The 17,397-nt window shown below is 64.9% G+C and carries 10 protein-coding genes, 1 tRNA gene and 3 rRNA genes; 13 read left to right on the top strand and 1 reads right to left on the bottom strand.

Annotated elements, in window-relative coordinates; genetic code table 11:
• Positions 1-102 precede the first annotated feature (102 nt).
• The 10 genes from mfd to EDC82_RS10815 all read left to right on the top strand — a co-directional run bounded on the left by mfd (position 103) and on the right by EDC82_RS10815 (position 10,153).
• The gene (mfd, locus tag EDC82_RS10860) at positions 103-3,732 is read left to right on the top strand and encodes a transcription-repair coupling factor (protein WP_131941518.1); all 3,630 of its coding nucleotides are present in this window, start codon (positions 103-105) and stop codon (positions 3,730-3,732) included.
• Complete coding sequence (locus EDC82_RS10855) at positions 3,729-4,781, top strand: MazG family protein (RefSeq protein ID WP_062258408.1); 1,053 nt, start codon at positions 3,729-3,731, stop codon at positions 4,779-4,781. The genes mfd and EDC82_RS10855 overlap by 4 nt, the downstream gene beginning before the upstream one ends.
• A 126-nt stretch (positions 4,782-4,907) precedes the next feature.
• Positions 4,908-6,191: a phosphopyruvate hydratase gene (gene eno, locus EDC82_RS10850; RefSeq protein ID WP_131941515.1), complete on the top strand. Its 1,284-nt coding sequence runs from the start codon at positions 4,908-4,910 to the stop codon at positions 6,189-6,191.
• Between the two features lie 8 nt (positions 6,192-6,199).
• Positions 6,200-6,778 (top strand): septum formation initiator family protein, encoded by a 579-nt coding sequence (locus tag EDC82_RS10845; RefSeq protein WP_131941513.1) that lies wholly within the window; start codon positions 6,200-6,202, stop codon positions 6,776-6,778.
• A gap of 5 nt (positions 6,779-6,783) precedes the next feature.
• Entirely contained in the window at positions 6,784-7,317 is a 534-nt protein-coding gene (locus EDC82_RS10840) for a DUF501 domain-containing protein (RefSeq protein WP_051806453.1), read from the top strand.
• Positions 7,310-8,257, top strand: a complete 948-nt coding sequence (locus tag EDC82_RS10835) for an exopolyphosphatase (RefSeq protein ID WP_115297338.1) — start codon at positions 7,310-7,312, stop codon at positions 8,255-8,257. The genes EDC82_RS10840 and EDC82_RS10835 overlap by 8 nt, the downstream gene beginning before the upstream one ends.
• Positions 8,258-8,375: 118 nt before the next feature.
• Positions 8,376-8,451: transfer RNA gene (locus EDC82_RS10830), tRNA-Leu, on the top strand.
• Positions 8,452-8,476: 25 nt separating this feature from the next.
• Positions 8,477-9,322 carry a Bax inhibitor-1/YccA family protein gene (locus EDC82_RS10825; RefSeq protein WP_115297337.1) on the top strand — a complete coding sequence of 282 codons (846 nt, stop codon included), beginning with the start codon at positions 8,477-8,479 and terminating at the stop codon, positions 9,320-9,322.
• 2 nt (positions 9,323-9,324) lie between these two features.
• On the top strand, positions 9,325-9,735 hold the full coding sequence (locus EDC82_RS10820; protein ID WP_131941511.1) for a hypothetical protein: 411 nt from the start codon (positions 9,325-9,327) through the stop codon (positions 9,733-9,735).
• Between the two features lie 106 nt (positions 9,736-9,841).
• A complete protein-coding gene (locus tag EDC82_RS10815; RefSeq protein ID WP_337905401.1) occupies positions 9,842-10,153 on the top strand; it encodes a VOC family protein in 312 nt (103 codons plus the stop codon).
• A gap of 255 nt (positions 10,154-10,408) precedes the next feature.
• Here EDC82_RS10815 and EDC82_RS10810 read toward each other — a convergent pair whose 3' ends face one another.
• Complete coding sequence (locus EDC82_RS10810; RefSeq protein ID WP_062255783.1) at positions 10,409-11,632, bottom strand: acetyl-CoA C-acetyltransferase; 1,224 nt, start codon at positions 11,630-11,632, stop codon at positions 10,409-10,411.
• A 547-nt stretch (positions 11,633-12,179) separates the two neighbouring features.
• Here EDC82_RS10810 and EDC82_RS10805 point away from each other — a divergent pair.
• From EDC82_RS10805 to rrf, 3 genes are all read left to right on the top strand, one after another.
• A 16S ribosomal RNA gene (locus tag EDC82_RS10805) occupies positions 12,180-13,701 on the top strand.
• Positions 13,702-14,074: 373 nt separating this feature from the next.
• Positions 14,075-17,175 (top strand): 23S ribosomal RNA (locus EDC82_RS10800).
• 89 nt (positions 17,176-17,264) lie between these two features.
• Positions 17,265-17,382 (top strand): 5S ribosomal RNA (gene rrf, locus EDC82_RS10795).
• The 16S, 23S and 5S rRNA genes sit together here, the layout of an rRNA operon.
• Positions 17,383-17,397 lie beyond the last annotated feature (15 nt).

The following is a 17,397-nucleotide window of genomic DNA, read 5'->3' as shown; positions in this document are numbered from 1 at the left end:
CCCGTTCTAGACTTCACGCGTCGCCCGCCGACGAAGCCGTCGCCCCTTCCGGGCGCGCGCGGCGCCTGCGTGCGTCGTCACCGATTCGACGAAGGAGCCCGCATGCCCGAGGCCGCACACCTGCCGCTCGCGCCCCTGCTGACGCGCGTGTGCGCCGACGAATCCGTCAAGCGGCTGCTCGCGCTGGCCGCGGACGAGTCGCTCGTCGACATCGCGGCCGCGGCCGGTCTGCGCGCTCCTCTCGTGGCGGCTCTGCTGCAGACTGGCGGCGACGTGGCGGGGCCGATGCTCGTCGTCACCGCGACGGGGCGCGAGGCCGACGACATGGCGACGGCCCTGCGCAACTTCGTCGACTACGACGACGTCGCCGAGTTTCCGTCGTGGGAGACGCTGCCGCACGAGCGCATGTCGCCGCGTTCCGACACGGTCGGGCGGCGTCTCGCCGTGCTGCGCCGCCTCAGGCACCCGGAAGCGGGCGGGACGTACGGGCCCGTCCGCGTCGTCGTCGCGTCGGTGCGCGCCCTCATGCAGCCCATGGCGAAGGGCCTCGGCGACCTCGAACCCGTGAGCCTCGCCGCCGGTGACGAGCGCCCGCTCGAGGACATCGTGGAAGCCCTCGTCGCCGCGGCCTACACGCGCGTCGACATGGTCGAGCGCCGCGGCGAGTTCGCCGTGCGCGGTGGCATCCTCGACGTGTTCCCGCCCACCGAGGATCACCCGGTGCGCCTGGAGTTCTGGGGCGACACCGTCGAGGAGATCCGCTGGTTCAAGGTGGCCGACCAGCGTTCGCTCGAGGTCAACCCGCACGGGCTGTGGGCCCCGCCGTGCCGCGAACTGCTGCTCACCCCCGAGGTCCGTGAGCGCGCGGCTGAGCTCGCGCCGAGCCTGCTGGGCGTCGCCGACATGTTGACGAAGGTCAGCGAGGGCATCGCCGTCGAGGGCATGGAGTCGCTCATGCCGGCGCTGCTGCCGGCCGGCATGGAGACGCTCATCGACGTGCTGCCGGATGCTGCGCGCGTCGTTCTCGTCGACCCCGAGCGCGTCCGCACCCGCGCGCACGACCTCGTCTCGACGTCGCAGGAGTTCCTCGAGGCGAGCTGGACCAATGCGGCCGCCGGCAACGCCGTCCCCGTCGACCTACGAGGCGTGCTCGACGGCGCGTCGTACCGCAGCCTTCTCGAACTGCGTGAGCATGCGCTCGCGACCGCTCACCCCTGGTGGTCGTTCAGCTCGTTCGCGGCCGACGACGAGTTGCACGAGTTCCTCGAGGACGACCTGCCGGGTACCCGCGTCACGATCGAGTCGCAGGACGTGCCGAACTACCGCGGCGACACCGAGCGCGCGTCCGCCGAGGTCGCGGCTCACGTCGCGGCCGGGCGCAGCGTCGCCGTCGTGACGGACGGCCCGGGCTTCGCCAAGCGCGTCACCCAGGTGTTCGCCGAGCACGACCTCGCCGCACGCCCGATGACGCAGGTCGCCCCCGGTGTCGAGGTCGCGACGGGTTCGCTCGGCCGCGGCTTCGAGATGCCCGCTGCGGGGCTCGTCGTCCTCACCGAGGCCGACCTCACCGGCTCGGCGGGAACGGCGAGCACGAAGGACATGCGACGCATGCCGTCGCGCCGCCGCAACGTCGTCGACCCGCTGCAGCTCAAGCCGGGCGATCACGTCGTCCACGAACAGCACGGTGTCGGCCGGTTCGTCGAGATGATGCAGCGTACCGTCGGCGGCGCGACGCGCGAATATCTCGTCCTCGAGTACGCGGCGAGCAAGCGCGGTCAGCCCGGCGACCGGCTGTTCGTGCCCACCGACCAGCTCGACCAGGTGACGCGCTACGTCGGCGGCGAGATGCCGACGCTGTCGAAGATGGGCGGCTCGGACTGGGCGGCGACCAAGTCGAAAGCCCGCCGTCACGTCAAGCAGATCGCCGGCGAGCTCATCCGCCTGTACTCGGCTCGACAGGCGACGCCGGGTCACGCGTTCGCGCCCGACACGCCGTGGCAGCGCGAGTTGGAGGACGCCTTCGCGTACGTCGAGACGCCCGATCAGCTCTCGAGCATCGAAGAGGTCAAGGCCGACATGGAGAAGACGGTGCCCATGGACCGTCTCGTCTGTGGTGACGTGGGCTACGGCAAGACCGAGATCGCGGTGCGCGCGGCGTTCAAGGCGGTGCAGGATTCCAAGCAGGTCGCGGTCCTCGTGCCGACGACGCTGCTCGTCAAGCAGCACTATCAGACGTTCGCCGAGCGTTACGCGGGCTTCCCCGTCAAGCTCGCGTCGCTGTCGCGTTTTCAGAGCGACAAGGAGGCGCGCGAGGTTCTCGCGGGGCTCAAGGACGGCTCGATCGACCTCGTCATCGGAACGCACCGGTTGCTGAGCAAGGAGATCGAGTTCAAGGATCTCGGGCTCGTCATCGTCGACGAGGAGCAGCGCTTCGGCGTCGAGCACAAGGAGCAGCTCAAGCAGATGCGCACGGCCGTCGACGTGCTTGCGATGTCGGCGACGCCGATCCCGCGCACGCTCGAGATGGCTGTCACCGGTATCCGCGAGATGTCGACGCTCGCGACGCCGCCGGAGGAGCGTCACCCCGTCCTGACGTTCGTCGGGGCGTACGACGAGAAGCAGCTGACGGCGGCCATCCGACGCGAGCTGATGCGTGAAGGTCAGGTGTTCTACGTCCACAACAAGGTCGGCAGCATCGAGAAGCAGGCTGCGCGAATCCGCGAACTCGTGCCCGAGGCGCGGGTCGCGACGGCGCACGGCAAGATGGGGGAGGCGCGCCTGGAGGAGGTGGTCGTCGACTTCTGGGAGCGCAAGTTCGACGTGCTCGTCTCGACGACGATCGTCGAGACGGGTCTCGACATCGCCAACGCCAACACCCTCATCGTCGAGCGCGCCGACCAGCTCGGCCTCAGCCAGCTGCACCAGCTGCGCGGACGCGTGGGGCGCGGTCGCGAGCGCGCGTACGCCTACTTCATGTTCCCGGCCGAGAAGCCGCTGACCGAGACGGCGCACGACCGGTTGCAGACGATCGCGAGCAACACCGACCTCGGCGCAGGCATGCAGATCGCGATGAAGGATCTGGAGATCCGCGGTGCCGGCAACCTGCTCGGCGGCGAGCAGTCCGGCCACATCGCGGGGGTTGGGTTCGACCTGTACGTCCGCATGGTCGGTGAGGCCGTCGCCGACTACCGCGGCGACGACACCTCGTCGATGCCGGTCGAGATCAAGATCGAGCTGCCCGTCGACGCCCACCTGCCGCACGAGTACGTGCCGGGGGAGCGGCTGCGCCTCGAGGCGTACAAGAAGCTCGCGAGCGTGGAGAACGAGGCGGCCCTCGACGAGATCATCGCCGAGCTGAAGGACCGCTACGGCGAGCCGCCCGCACCTGTGCTCAACCTGTTCGACGTGGCCCGGCTGCGTACCATCGCGCGGCAAGCGGGCATCAGCGACATCGGGGTGCAGGGCAAGTACGTCCGTTTCGGCCCGGTCACCGAGTTGCGCGAGTCGCAGCAGATGCGCCTCGAGCGCCTCTTCCCGGGCACGCTCGTCAAGACCAACCAGGAGCGGTTGCTGGTGCCCATGCCGATGACGAAGCCCGTCGCCGGCAAGCCGCTTCGCGACCAGGCGATCCTGCAGTGGGCGGCGCAGCTCGTCCAGGCCGTGCTGCTCGACGACATCGCCGCCGCCGCGGCGGCGCAGGAGATGGCGCGCGCGGGCGGAGCGCGACGATGAGCGGCAGCATCGCCCTGCTCGTCGTCAGCCCGCGGGTGCCCGCCGGGCTGATGACGCGCGACGCCTGGCGGCGGCTCGAAAGCGCTGACGCCGTCCTGGGCCGCGCGGGTGACGAACCGCTCGTCGAGGTCACGCGCGACGAGGGCTTCGACGTCGAGATCCGTGACGAGCCCCCGGCCGCCACGGCACATGCCCTCGTCGCGGCGGGGGTCGCCGGGCGTCACGTCGTCTGGCTAGGTTCGGCGGACGCCGATCCCGGTCTCACCGACGCGCTCGCCGGCGAGCTGACGCGTCTCGACGACCCGCCGCCCGTCGAGGTCGTCGTCGGGTCGTGGGACGCCCCCGGTTCGCGCCTGCTCGACGCCGTCGCCGTCATGGACACGTTGCGCTCGCCCGGCGGCTGCCCGTGGGATGCCCAGCAGACGCACGCGAGCCTCGCTCCGTACCTCGTCGAGGAGGCGTTCGAGGTCACCGAGGCCATCGCCGAGGCGAGCGGCGAGCACCTGCGGGAGGAGCTCGGCGACGTGCTGCTCCAGGTGCTCTTCCACGCCCGCGTGGCCGCGGAGCGCGAGGAGGACGGCTTCGACGTCGACGACGTCGCGGCGACGCTCGTCGAGAAGCTGGTCAGGCGTCACCCGCACGTCTTCGCCGACGGTGCCGCCTCGAACCCCGAGGAGGTCGAGGCCGAATGGGCGAGGATCAAGGCGGCCGAGAAGCCGGAGCGTGACGCGAACGATCCGCTGGCAGGCATCCCGGCCGGGCTGCCGCCGCTCGAGCGGGCCGTCAAGGTCGTCGGGCGGTTGACGAAGGCGGGGCAGGCCGAACGCGTCGAGGCCCTCGCCGCCGAGGATTCCATCGGGGCGGCGCTGCTCGACCTCGTCGTGCAGGCCCGTGGCCTCGGAGTCGACCCGAGCGTCGCGCTCTCCGCCACGCTGTCGCGCCTGCACGCCGCGCCCCTCGGTGATCACCTCGGGGGCATCGACCACGCTGAGCACGCCGAGCCCCACCCCGCCCCGCCGGACGCCGACCTGCCGCGAGGCGGCGGGTGACGCGCGTCCCGTTCTCGACAGACCCCACGTTCCTACCCGGCAGTACCCCAGCGGTTCGTTAGGCTCGACACTGACGCGGGTGATCAGACCCGCTGCCCGAATCAACCACGTGTATCGGAGAGTTCTGTGGCAACCATTGAAGGCATCGGCGCTCGCGAGATCCTTGACTCGCGCGGCAACCCCACGGTCGAGGCCGTCGTGCTCCTCGACGACGGCACCAACGAGAGCGCGGCTGTCCCGTCGGGTGCCTCGACGGGCGCCTTCGAGGCGGTCGAGCGTCGTGACGGCGACAAGAAGCGCTACGGCGGCAAGGGTGTCGAGGACGCCGTCGACGCCGTCATCGAGCAGATCGCGCCGCACCTCGTCGGTTTCGACGCGGATGAGCAGCGCCTCATCGACGCCGAGATGATCGAGCTCGACGGCACGGACAACAAGGGCAAGCTCGGCGCGAACGCCATCCTCGGCGTGTCGCTGGCCGTGGCCAAGGCGGCCGCGAAGTCTGCGGGTCTGCCGTTGTACCGCTACGTTGGTGGCCCCAACGCGCACGTGCTGCCGGTGCCGATGATGAACATCCTCAACGGTGGTTCGCACGCGGACACGAACGTCGACATCCAGGAGTTCATGATCGCGCCGATCGGTGCGGAGAGCTTCAAGGAGGCCCTGCGCATGGGCACGGAGGTCTACCACGCGCTCAAGGCCGTCCTCAAGGACAAGGGTCTCGCGACGGGCCTCGGCGACGAGGGTGGCTTCGCCCCGAACCTCGAGTCGAACCGTGCGGCGCTCGACCTCATCCTCGAGGCCGTCGAGAAGGCCGGGTACAAGCCGGGTGAGCAGATCGCGCTGGCGCTCGACGTCGCGGCGTCCGAGTTCTACGACGGCGGCACGTACACGTTCGAGGGCCAGAAGCGCGACGCGGAGTGGATGACGAACTACTACGCCGAACTCGTCGAGGCGTACCCGCTCGTCTCCATCGAGGACCCGCTCAACGAGGACGACTGGGACGGCTGGGCGCACATCACCGACGAGCTCGGTGACGCCGTGCAGCTCGTCGGTGACGACCTGTTCGTCACCAACCCCGAGCGTCTGCAGAAGGGCATCGACAACGCGGCCGGCAACGCGCTGCTCGTCAAGGTCAACCAGATCGGTTCGCTGACGGAGACGCTCGACGCCGTCACCCTCGCCCAGACGAACGGTTACCGCTGCATGATGTCGCACCGTTCCGGTGAGACGGAGGACACGACGATCGCCGACCTCGCCGTGGCGACGAACTGCGGCCAGATCAAGACGGGTGCCCCGGCGCGCTCGGAGCGCGTGGCGAAGTACAACCAGCTGCTGCGCATCGAGGAGGACCTCGACGACGCGGCGGTCTACGCCGGTCGTAAGGCCTTCCCGCGCTTCTCGAACAACTGAGCGGCGTCTTGGCGAATCGCAGTTTCCGTACCTCCCGCTCCGGTGATGACACCGGGGCGGGAGGTTCGCGCGCCCGCACCGGCTCGCGTCCCGCCGGCCGCGATCTTTCCCGCCCACGCGGCTCGAGTCCGCGTGGCTCGACACGTCCGACGCTGCGTCAGCAGCTCGACGAGGCGCCGGTGGCGCGTCGTCGAGCCGACCCGGGCACGGTTCGCCGTTTCATCACGATGAGCGCTCTGCTCGCCGTCATGCTCGTCGTCCTCACGCCCACGCTGCGTAGCTATCTGCAGCAGCGCAGCGAGATCGCGGAATTGAAGCGGGAGAAGGTCGCCGGTCAGCAGCGCGTCGACGCGCTGACCGCCGAGCGCAAACGCTGGGACGACCCGGCGTACGTGAAGCAGCAGGCGCAGGAGCGGCTCGGGTACGCGATGCCGGGCAAGTCGATCACGGTGTACGTGGACGATGCCGGCACGACGCACGCGACGACGCCGCGCAACGGCGTGGCAGATGCCACGGGTCTGTCATCGCACCCGTGGTACGGGCAGATCTGGGGTTCGATCTCGACCCCGGCGGAGGGCGAGAAGTGAGCACGATGGACATGAACGAACACTCGGGCGTCAGCCCGCAGGATGTTGCGGCGATCGAGAAGCAGCTCGGACGGGTGCCGCGCGGTGCGGTCGAGGTGTCGGCGCGTTGTGCGTGCGGGTGTCCGACGGTGGTGCGCACGCTGCCGCGCCTGCCGGACGGCACTCCGTTCCCGACGTCGTTCTACGCGACGTGCCCCCGCCTGACGGGTGCCATCTCGACGCTCGAGTCGCAGGGTGTCATGAAGGAGATGAGCGAGCGTCTCGAAGCCGACGCCGACCTTGCGGCCGCCTACCGCGCCGCCCACGAGGATTATCTGAGGCGCCGCGGCGAGCTCGGCGACGTGCCGGAGATCGACGGCATCTCCGCCGGCGGCATGCCGACGCGCGTCAAGTGCCTGCACGTGCTGGTCGCGCACTCGCTGTCGGTGGGCCCCGGCATCAACCCGCTCGGTGACGAAGCGCTGGCGTTGCTCGGCGATGCGTGGTGGAAGAACGGCTGTTGCGGTGCGGGAGACCAAGGAGACGATGACCATGAGTGAGCGTCGGGTCGCGGCGATCGACTGCGGGACCAACTCGATCAGGTTGCTCGTGGCGGCCGACGGCGGGTCGGGGCTCACCTACCTGGCGCGGCGCAGCGAGATCGTGCGCCTCGGCCAGGGCATCGACGTCTCGGGCCGCATCGCCGACGCCGCGATGCAGCGCACCCTGCTCGTCACGCGCGAGTACGCCCAGCTGTGTCGGGAGTACGACGTCGACACCGTCCGCTTCGTCGCGACGTCGGCCTCCCGCGACGCCGCCAACGCGGATGAATTCACCGACGGCGTGCGACGCGCGTTCGCCGCGTTCGGGGACGACGTCGTCCCCGAGGTCGTTTCCGGGCTGGAGGAGGCGGCGCTCAGTTTCGCCGGCGCGACGGCAGGCCTCGGTGCCGAGGCGCGCGCGCCGTATCTCGTCGTCGATCTCGGCGGCGGGTCGACGGAGCTGGTGCGCGGCTCGCAGGATGTCGAGCAGTCGATCTCCCTCGACATCGGCTCCGTGCGCCTGAGTGAGCGTCACCTGCGCAGCGATCCGCCGACGCAGGCCGAGATCGACGCTGCCCTCGTCGATATCGATGCCGCCCTCGACGAGGCGGAGGCCGCCGTCGACCTGTCACAGGTCGCGACGCTCGTCGGCCTCGCCGGTTCGATCACGACGGTGACGGCGCACGCGCTGGGGCTGTCTGCGTACGACTCGTCGCGCATCCACGGTGCGTGCCTCACGAGCGAGCAGGTGATCGGCTCGTGCGACGCCGTCCTGGGTGCGACGTGCGCCGAGCGCGGCGCGATGGGCTTCATGCATCCGGGTCGTGTCGACGTCATCGGCGCGGGCGCGCTGATCTGGCGCACGATCGTCGGACGCATGCGCGAGCGCGCGGGCGTCACCACGTGCGTGACGAGCGAGTCGGACATTCTCGACGGCATCGCGATGAGCATGCTTTGAGGCAGAGCGCATGGCACGAAGGCGCCCCGGGGAACACCGCGTTCTGCCGGGGCGTTGTCATGGTGAACGAGGTCATGTCGTCCGCAAGGGCGTCATGACCCTGTCGTTAGGATGAGGTGCCCTCGTAGCCCAACGGCAGAGGCAGGCGACTTAAAATCGCTTCAGTGCGGGTTCGAATCCCGTCGAGGGCACCACGTCACGTCCTTGAGGAGGGGCCCCATGGCCGGTAATCCGGTGTTCAGCAAGTTCGAGCGTGACATGCGTTCAGGTCAGGCCGCAGGCTTTCAGGCGGGTGGGCAGCAGCAGGGGTACGGCTTCCCACAACAGCCGGCGTCCGGGCCCATGTACAACCCGACGTTCGGTGCGCCACAGGTGCAGCCGGAGCGGATGACGCTCGATGACGTCGTCACGAAGTCACTCAACCTCTTCGGGCTGCTGCTCGTCGTGGCGGCGGGCACGTTCGTCTTCGCAGATCGGGCGATCGACTCGCAGACGAGTTCGACGGCCCTCGGCCTGTGGGCCGGCGGTGGCATCGTCGCTTTCGTGCTGTCGCTCGTCATCGCGTTCCGCAAGACGATCTCGGTTCCGCTGATCCTCGCCTACACGGTGTTCGAGGGGTTGTTCCTCGGCGCCGCCAGCGCGTTCTTCAACTCGGCCTACCCCGGGGTGGTCGGGCAGGCGATCCTCGCGACGCTGTGTGTCTTCGGCGGGATGTTGCTGGGGTACAAGACCGGCGTCATCCGCGTGACGGCGCGCTCCCGTCGCATCTTCGCGGGCATGCTCATCGGGTACCTGCTGTTCGCGCTTGTCAATTTCGTTCTCGTCCTGACGGGGCTGCAGAGCGGCTTCGGCATCGGCGGCAGTGGCGCCCTCGGCATCGGCATCTCGCTGTTCGCGGTGGCACTCGCCTCGTACTCGCTCGCGATTGACTTCGACTCGATCCAGCAGGGCGTCAACGCAGGCGTTCCGCGCCAGACGTCGTGGCTCATGGCGTACGGCCTGATGCTGAGCGTGGTGTGGCTCTACGTCGAGATGCTGCGTCTCATCGCCCGCCTCCGAGACTGACGATGACGGCGATTCTTCCTGGCGCCGGCGACCCGCTCGAGGATGAACTCGGGCGGGTCGTCCGCACGTTGCGGGCGCTGCCTCCGGGCGCGCCGGCCGACCATGCAGCCTGCGCGCTCGCACGGTTCGTCCGCATGGTTGCGGGGGAGGACGAGGAGTCGGAACGGCTGGCGGCGCGCACGGCGCAGTTCGACGGCGCGTGGGCTGCCGCGGTCATCGCGACGCTCGTCCACGACGTGGTGAACCCCGCGACAATGGCTGACGGCTCGTCCGGCGCATCCGACGGGCAGCGCCTGGCACTGGCAGATGAGCTCCGTCGGCTGAGACGCGAACTCGACGGCCGTGGGTGCTGCCCCGGGGGCCGTCGCACGGGCGTGGCGCCCCGCCGCGTTGATCTCAGGAGCTCCGTATGACCTCGCGCATGAACCCCTACATCCAGTTCCGCGACACCGCGAAGGACGCACTCGAGTTCTACGCCCGGGTCTTCGGCGCGAACTGACGATCTCGACGTTCGGTGACATGGGAGTCGAGGGCGCCGGGGCGGACAAGGTCTTGCACGGCATGCTGAAGACGCCGTCCGGTTTCACGCTCATGGCCTCGGACACGCCGGAGCAGATGGAGCACACGCCAGGTGGCAGCATCACGATCTCGCTCTCCGGCGACGACGCCGACGACCTGCGCGGATGGTTCGCGGCGCTCTCTGAAGGCGCCGACGTGACGCTGTCGCTCGCCGTCCAGATGTGGGGGGACGAGTTCGGAATGCTGACCGACAGCTTCGGCGCGAACTGGATGGTCAACGTCGCGACGTCGCAGGACCGTGCGCAGGCCTGAACCCGGGCTGGGCATGGCCGGCACACCCTACGAGATCAATCGCGGCGTTCATCCACCCCGCGGTACAGCCTGCACACGCGCATCCCATGGGAACGTGCGCATGACGACCACCCGCATGCGATGCCTCGGCCGAGCGTCACCACGGGACGAGTGCCACGGCATGACACGAACGGCGGGCCCCAAAGGGCCCGCCGTTCGTGTCATGCGGTGTCTTGATCGCCAGCGCCGCTCGGCCGCGCCGAGCAGCGGGGTCGATCAGTTGAGGCGTTCGTAGATGATGGCCATGCCCTGGCCGCCGCCGACGCACATCGTCTCGAGGCCGAACTGGCCGTCGGTGGACTGGAGTCCGTTGAGCAGCGTCGTCGTGATGCGCGCGCCGGTCGAGCCGAAGGGGTGGCCGAGAGCGATGGCGCCGCCGTGAACGTTCAGCTTGTCGAGGTCCATGCCGAGGTCGTGGGCGCTCGGCAGCACCTGCGCGGCGAAGGCCTCGTTGATCTCGTACAGGTCGATGTCGTCGATGCTCATTCCGGCGCGAGCGAGGGCCTGCTTGCTGGCCTCGACGGGGCCCATGCCCATGATCTCGGGGGAGAGGCCGCTGACGCCGGTGGAGACGACGCGGGCGAGCGGCTTGAGGCCGAGCTGCTGGGCCTTGACGTCGCTCATGACGACGAGCGCCGCGGCGCCGTCGTTGAGCGGGCAGCAGTTACCGGCGGTGACGGTGCCCTCCTCGCGGAAGACGGGCTTGAGTCCGGCGACCGAGTCGTACGTGACGCCGGCGCGGGGGCCGTCATCGGTGGAGACGACAGTGCCGTCCGCGAGCGTGACGGGGGCGATCTCGCGGGCGAAGAACCCGTCGGCGATGGCCTTCTCCGCGAAGTTCTGCGAGCGGACGGCCCACTCGTCCTGCTCCTGACGGGAGACGCCGCGGTAGGTGGCGACGTTCTCGGCGGTCTGGCCCATCGCGATGTAGACGTCGGGAAGCTCGCCCGACTCACGGGGGTCGCTCCAGCGTGCGTTCGTCTTGGCCGTCTCGAGGGTTCGGGCCATGGCGTCGGCGAAGCGGGGGTTGAGGTCAGCGTCGTCCGAAGCACCCGCACCGGCAAAGTTCGTGTATTGGGAGACGCACTCGACGCCGGCGGAGATGAAGATGTCGCCCTCGCCGGCCTTGATGGCGTGAGCGGCCATGCGCGTCGTCTGCACGGAGCTGGCGCAGAAGCGGTTGACGGTGGCGCCCGGCACGGTGTCCATCCCGAGCAGGACCGAGACGACGCGAGCCATGTTGTTGCCGTGGCGCCCGGAGGGCTCGGCGCACCCCAGGTACAGATCCTCGACGAGCGAGCGGTCGAGGTCGGGCACCTTGGCGAGGGCGGCCTCGACGACCTGGGCGGCGAGGTCGTCGGGTCGGACATCCTTGAGTGAACCCTTGAACGCGCGCCCGATGGGCGTGCGTGCTGCGGAGACGATGACGGCTTCAGGCATGGAGTGTTCCTTCCGGCTTTGGGCGCGGTCGCCCACGGTTTCCGATGCGAGTCTAGGTGCCACGCCCCCGCCGCGGAGGGGAACGGCCCAAGCGGCTCGGCCGGCCCGATTTGCACGCTCCGAAGAACCTGGGCTAATGTTTACGAAGTCAGCCCGACAGGGCGGGCACCGGAAGCGAAAACCCCGCTTCGATCCATGATCGAAGGTCCGGCAGGTACACGACGGTGCGGCCCGGCTGATGCTTCATCTGGAGCCAAGTGCGCGAGATGACGGCGAGAGCCGGAATTGACGCCCAAGAGCCGGATGGATTACGGTTAAGAAGTTGCCCCGAGCGGGTGGCGAGCGAAAGTTCGCCGCTTCGTGTGGTGTGCGATGGTGTTTTGAGAACTCAACAGCGTGCCGATGTGATCATCGCCAAACATTTTGGTGGCACTTATGGAGTGTCGCGTGTTTTGGCTGAGTGATTAATGATTGTACAGAACGACGATGACCCTTTTGGGGTTGTTGTTTGTCACCGTTTTTTTCTCGGTCAGGGTAACAAATTTTTTCTACGGAGAGTTTGATCCTGGCTCAGGACGAACGCTGGCGGCGTGCTTAACACATGCAAGTCGAACGATGAAGCACCAGCTTGCTGGTGTGGATTAGTGGCGAACGGGTGAGTAACACGTGAGTAACCTGCCCCTCACTCTGGGATAAGCCTGGGAAACTGGGTCTAATACTGGATACGACCGATCTCCGCATGGAGTGTTGGTGGAAAGTTTTTGTGGTGGGGGATGGACTCGCGGCCTATCAGCTTGTTGGTGGGGTAATGGCCTACCAAGGCGACGACGGGTAGCCGGCCTGAGAGGGCGACCGGCCACACTGGGACTGAGACACGGCCCAGACTCCTACGGGAGGCAGCAGTGGGGAATATTGCACAATGGGCGAAAGCCTGATGCAGCGACGCCGCGTGAGGGATGACGGCCTTCGGGTTGTAAACCTCTTTCACCAGGGACGAAGCTAACGTGACGGTACCTGGAGAAGAAGCACCGGCTAACTACGTGCCAGCAGCCGCGGTAATACGTAGGGTGCGAGCGTTGTCCGGAATTATTGGGCGTAAAGAGCTTGTAGGCGGTTTGTCGCGTCTGCTGTGAAAGACCGGGGCTTAACTCCGGTTCTGCAGTGGGTACGGGCAGACTAGAGTGTGGTAGGGGAGACTGGAATTCCTGGTGTAGCGGTGAAATGCGCAGATATCAGGAGGAACACCGATGGCGAAGGCAGGTCTCTGGGCCATTACTGACGCTGAGAAGCGAAAGCATGGGGAGCGAACAGGATTAGATACCCTGGTAGTCCATGCCGTAAACGTTGGGCGCTAGGTGTGGGACTCATTCCACGAGTTCCGTGCCGCAGCTAACGCATTAAGCGCCCCGCCTGGGGAGTACGGCCGCAAGGCTAAAACTCAAAGGAATTGACGGGGGCCCGCACAAGCGGCGGAGCATGCGGATTAATTCGATGCAACGCGAAGAACCTTACCAAGGCTTGACATACACCGGAATCATGCAGAGATGTGTGCGTCTTCGGACTGGTGTACAGGTGGTGCATGGTTGTCGTCAGCTCGTGTCGTGAGATGTTGGGTTAAGTCCCGCAACGAGCGCAACCCTCGTTCCATGTTGCCAGCACTTCGGGTGGGGACTCATGGGAGACTGCCGGGGTCAACTCGGAGGAAGGTGGGGATGACGTCAAATCATCATGCCCCTTATGTCTTGGGCTTCACGCATGCTACAATGGCCGGTACAGAGGGTTGCGAAACCGTGAGGTGGAGCTAATCCCAAAAAACCGGTCTCAGTTCGGATTGGGGTCTGCAACTCGACCCCATGAAGTCGGAGTCGCTAGTAATCGCAGATCAGCAACGCTGCGGTGAATACGTTCCCGGGCCTTGTACACACCGCCCGTCAAGTCACGAAAGTCGGTAACACCCGAAGCCGGTGGCCTAACCCTTGTGGGGGGAGCCGTCGAAGGTGGGACTGGCGATTGGGACTAAGTCGTAACAAGGTAGCCGTACCGGAAGGTGCGGCTGGATCACCTCCTTTCTAAGGAGCATCAAGCCCTTGCCACACCGTACGTGTGTGGGGGGTGCTCATGGGTGGAACGATGATCATGGTGCAGCCTGCATGGTTGCCGGCATCAGCGAGTACGAACCAGTCATACGCATCTTGATCCCTTGATGGGGTGAGGATGTGGGGCTGGTTGGGGAAAGCATGGTGGTGGTGAGTGTGTTGAGGTTGTGTTCGGCGCGTTGTTGGGTTCTCAGGACACGGATCGTGTTCTGGGGTTGTGGTCAACACAAGATCACACACCAAGTGAAGACTCTTCATCTTGTTGGATGGGGTTTGGGTGTGTGGGGTTGTGTGTGGCGTGTTGTTTGAGAATTACACAGTGGACGCGAGCATCTAGTATCTGTGATCTTAAGTTTTTAAGGGCACACGGTGGATGCCTTGGCACCAGGAACCGATGAAGGACGTTGTAATCTGCGATATGCCTCGGGGAGTCGATAAACAGGCTGTGATCCGGGGATTTCCGAATGGGGAAACCCGCCATGAATCATGTCATGGCACCTGCACCTGAACACATAGGGTGTTGGGAGGGAACGTGGGGAAGTGAAACATCTCAGTACCCACAGGAAGAGAAAACAAGAGTGATTCCGTGAGTAGTGGCGAGCGAAAGCGGATGAGGCTAAACCATGATCGTGTGAGACCTGTCAGGGGTTGCGGTTGTGGGGTTGTGGGACAGTGCTGATCCTCACTGACATGAGGGTGCGCAGTAAGAAACCATGTGCGTAGTTGAACAATCTTGAATGGTTGAGCGTAGAGGGTGCGACTCCCGTAGACGAAACGTGTGTGGCTGTGTTGTGCTGTTTCCCAAGTAGCACGGGGCCCGTGAAATCTCGTGTGAATCTGGCAGGACCACCTGCTAAGCCTAAATATTCCCTGGTGACCGATAGCGGACTAGTACCGTGAGGGAAAGGTGAAAAGAACCCCGGGAGGGGAGTGAAATAGATCCTGAAACCGTGTGCTTACAATCCGTCGGAGCCTCTGTGTGGGGTGACGGCGTGCCTTTTGAAGAATGAGCCTGCGAGTTAGTGCTCAGTGGCGAGGTTAACCCGTGTGGGGTAGCCGTAGCGAAAGCGAGTCCGAATAGGGCGTTTGAGTCGCTGGGTCTAGACCCGAAGCGGAGTGATCTACCCATGGCCAGGTTGAAGCGCCGGTAAGACGGCGTGGAGGACCGAACCCACTTAGGTTGAAAACTGAGGGGATGAGCTGTGGGTAGGGGTGAAAGGCCAATCAAACTCCGTGATAGCTGGTTCTCCCCGAAATGCATTTAGGTGCAGCGTCGCGTGTTTCTTGCCGGAGGTAGAGCTACTGGATGGCTGATGGGCCCCACCGGGTTACTGACGTCAACCAAACTCCGAATGCCGGTAAGTGAGAGCGTGGCAGTGAGACTGCGGGGGATAAGCTTCGTAGTCGAGAGGGAAACAGCCCAGATCATCAGCTAAGGTCCCTAAGCGTGTGCTAAGTGGGAAAGGATGTGGAGTTGCTGTGACAACCAGGAGGTTGGCTTAGAAGCAGCCACCCTTTAAAGAGTGCGTAATAGCTCACTGGTCAAGTGATTCCGCGCCGACAATGTAGCGGGGCTCAAGCACATCACCGAAGCTGTGGCAATGACACACTGACCCTTAACGGGGGTGTTGTTGGGTAGGGGAGCGTCGTGTGGCGAGTGAAGCGGCCGAGTGATCGAGTCGTGGATGCTACACGAGTGAGAATGCAGGCATGAGTAGCGAATGACGGGTGAGAAACCCGTCCGCCGAATAACCAAGGGTTCCAGGGTCAAGCTAATCTGCCCTGGGTAAGTCGGGACCTAAGGCGAGGCCGACAGGCGTAGTCGATGGACATCCGGTTGATATTCCGGAACCGGCGAAGAACCGCCCATACTGAACCATGGGATGCTAAACACCCGAACCATGCCAACCGGTCCTTCGGGATCATCTGGTGTGGGGAGCGTGTGACCCGATCGTGTAGTAGGTAAGCGATGGAGTGACGCAGGAAGGTAGCCTCCGCGGGGCGATGGTAGTCCCCGTCCAAGCATGTAGGCCCACTGGTAGGTAAATCCGTCAGTGATGTGGCTGAGATGTGATGGTGACCACGTATGTGGGAAGCAGGGTGATCCTATGCTGTCGAGAAAAACTTCTAGCGAGGTTCGAGCCGCCCGTACCCCAAACCGACTCAGGTGGTTAGGTAGAGAATACTAAGGCGATCGAGTGAATCGTGGTTAAGGAATTCGGCAAAATGCCCCCGTAACTTCGGGAGAAGGGGGGCCCAAGCCTTGAAGCCCGTACGGGCTAGGGGTGAGGGTCGCAGAGACCAGGGAGAAGCGACTGTTTACTAAAAACACAGGTCCGTGCGAAGAAGTAATTCGATGTATACGGACTGACGCCTGCCCGGTGCTGGAAGGTTAAGAGGACTGGTTAATCACTTCGGTGGTGAAGCTGAGAATTTAAGCCCCAGTAAACGGCGGTGGTAACTATAACCATCCTAAGGTAGCGAAATTCCTTGTCGGGTAAGTTCCGACCTGCACGAATGGCGTAACGACTTCTCCACTGTCTCAACCACGAACTCGGCGAAATTGCAGTACGAGTAAAGATGCTCGTTACGCGCAGCAGGACGGAAAGACCCCGGGACCTTTACTACAGTTTGGTATTGGTGTTCGGTACGGCTTGTGTAGGATAGGTGGGAGACTGTGAAGCATGCACGCCAGTGTGTGTGGAGTCATTGTTGAAATACCACTCTGGTCGTATTGGGCTCCTAACTTCGGTCCGTGATCCGGATCAGGGACAGTGCCTGATGGGTAGTTTAACTGGGGCGGTTGCCTCCTAAAGGGTAACGGAGGCGCCCAAAGGTTCCCTCAGCCTGGTTGGCAATCAGGTTTTGAGTGTAAGTGCACAAGGGAGCTTGACTGTGAGACAGACATGTCGAGCAGGCACGAAAGTGGGGACTAGTGACCCGACGGTGGCTTGTGGAAGCGCCGTCGCTCAACGGATAAAAGGTACCCCGGGGATAACAGGCTGATCTTGCCCAAGAGCTCATATCGACGGCATGGTTTGGCACCTCGATGTCGGCTCGTCGCATCCTGGGGCTGGAGTAGGTCCCAAGGGTTGGGCTGTTCGCCCATTAAAGCGGTACGCGAGCTGGGTTTAGAACGTCGTGAGACAGTTCGGTCCCTATCCGCTGTGCGCGTAGGAAACTTGAGAAGACCTGTCCCTAGTACGAGAGGACCGGGATGGACGAACCTCTGGTGTGTCAGTTGTTCCGCCAGGAGCACCGCTGATTGGCTACGTTCGGAAGTGATAACCGCTGAAAGCATCTAAGCGGGAAGCACGCTTCGAGATGAGGTTTCCATACACCTTGTGTGTGAGAGGTTCCCTAGAGACGATGGGGTTGATAGGCCGGATGTGGAAGACCAGTAATGGTTGTAGCTGACCGGTACTAATGAACCGATAACTTATTATCACACTCAGTATTGTTGTGCTAGTGCTCGCGTCCCTGTGTAATTCTGAAACAATACACTCGCCATGATGGGTTGATATGTTTCATAGTGTTACGGTGGTTATAGCGAAGTGGGAAACGCCCGGTCACATTCCGAACCCGGAAGCTAAGCCCTTCAGCGCCGATGGTACTGCACTCGGTAGGGTGTGGGAGAGTAGGACGCCGCCGGACTTCTTCTAAGACGTG

It is taken from the genome of Dermacoccus sp. SAI-028, from assembly GCF_004346775.1.
Taxonomy (GTDB): Bacteria; Actinomycetota; Actinomycetes; order Actinomycetales; family Dermatophilaceae; genus Dermacoccus; species Dermacoccus nishinomiyaensis.
This window is presented reverse-complemented; position numbering and strand designations above follow the sequence as displayed.

What these genes read in the sequence shown, in the direction of transcription:
- mfd (WP_131941518.1), top strand. Translation starts at nt 103, where the DNA reads ATGCCCGAGGCCGCACACCTGCCGCTCGCGCCCCTGCTGACGCGCGTG.
- EDC82_RS10855 (WP_062258408.1), top strand. Translation starts at nt 3,729, where the DNA reads ATGAGCGGCAGCATCGCCCTGCTCGTCGTCAGCCCGCGGGTGCCCGCC.
- EDC82_RS10840 (WP_051806453.1), top strand. Translation starts at nt 6,784, where the DNA reads ATGGACATGAACGAACACTCGGGCGTCAGCCCGCAGGATGTTGCGGCG.
- EDC82_RS10835 (WP_115297338.1), top strand. Translation starts at nt 7,310, where the DNA reads ATGAGTGAGCGTCGGGTCGCGGCGATCGACTGCGGGACCAACTCGATC.
- EDC82_RS10825 (WP_115297337.1), top strand. Translation starts at nt 8,477, where the DNA reads ATGGCCGGTAATCCGGTGTTCAGCAAGTTCGAGCGTGACATGCGTTCA.
- EDC82_RS10820 (WP_131941511.1), top strand. Translation starts at nt 9,325, where the DNA reads ATGACGGCGATTCTTCCTGGCGCCGGCGACCCGCTCGAGGATGAACTC.
- EDC82_RS10815 (WP_337905401.1), top strand. Translation starts at nt 9,842, where the DNA reads ATGGGAGTCGAGGGCGCCGGGGCGGACAAGGTCTTGCACGGCATGCTG.
- EDC82_RS10810 (WP_062255783.1), bottom strand. Translation starts at nt 11,632, where the DNA reads ATGCCTGAAGCCGTCATCGTCTCCGCAGCACGCACGCCCATCGGGCGC.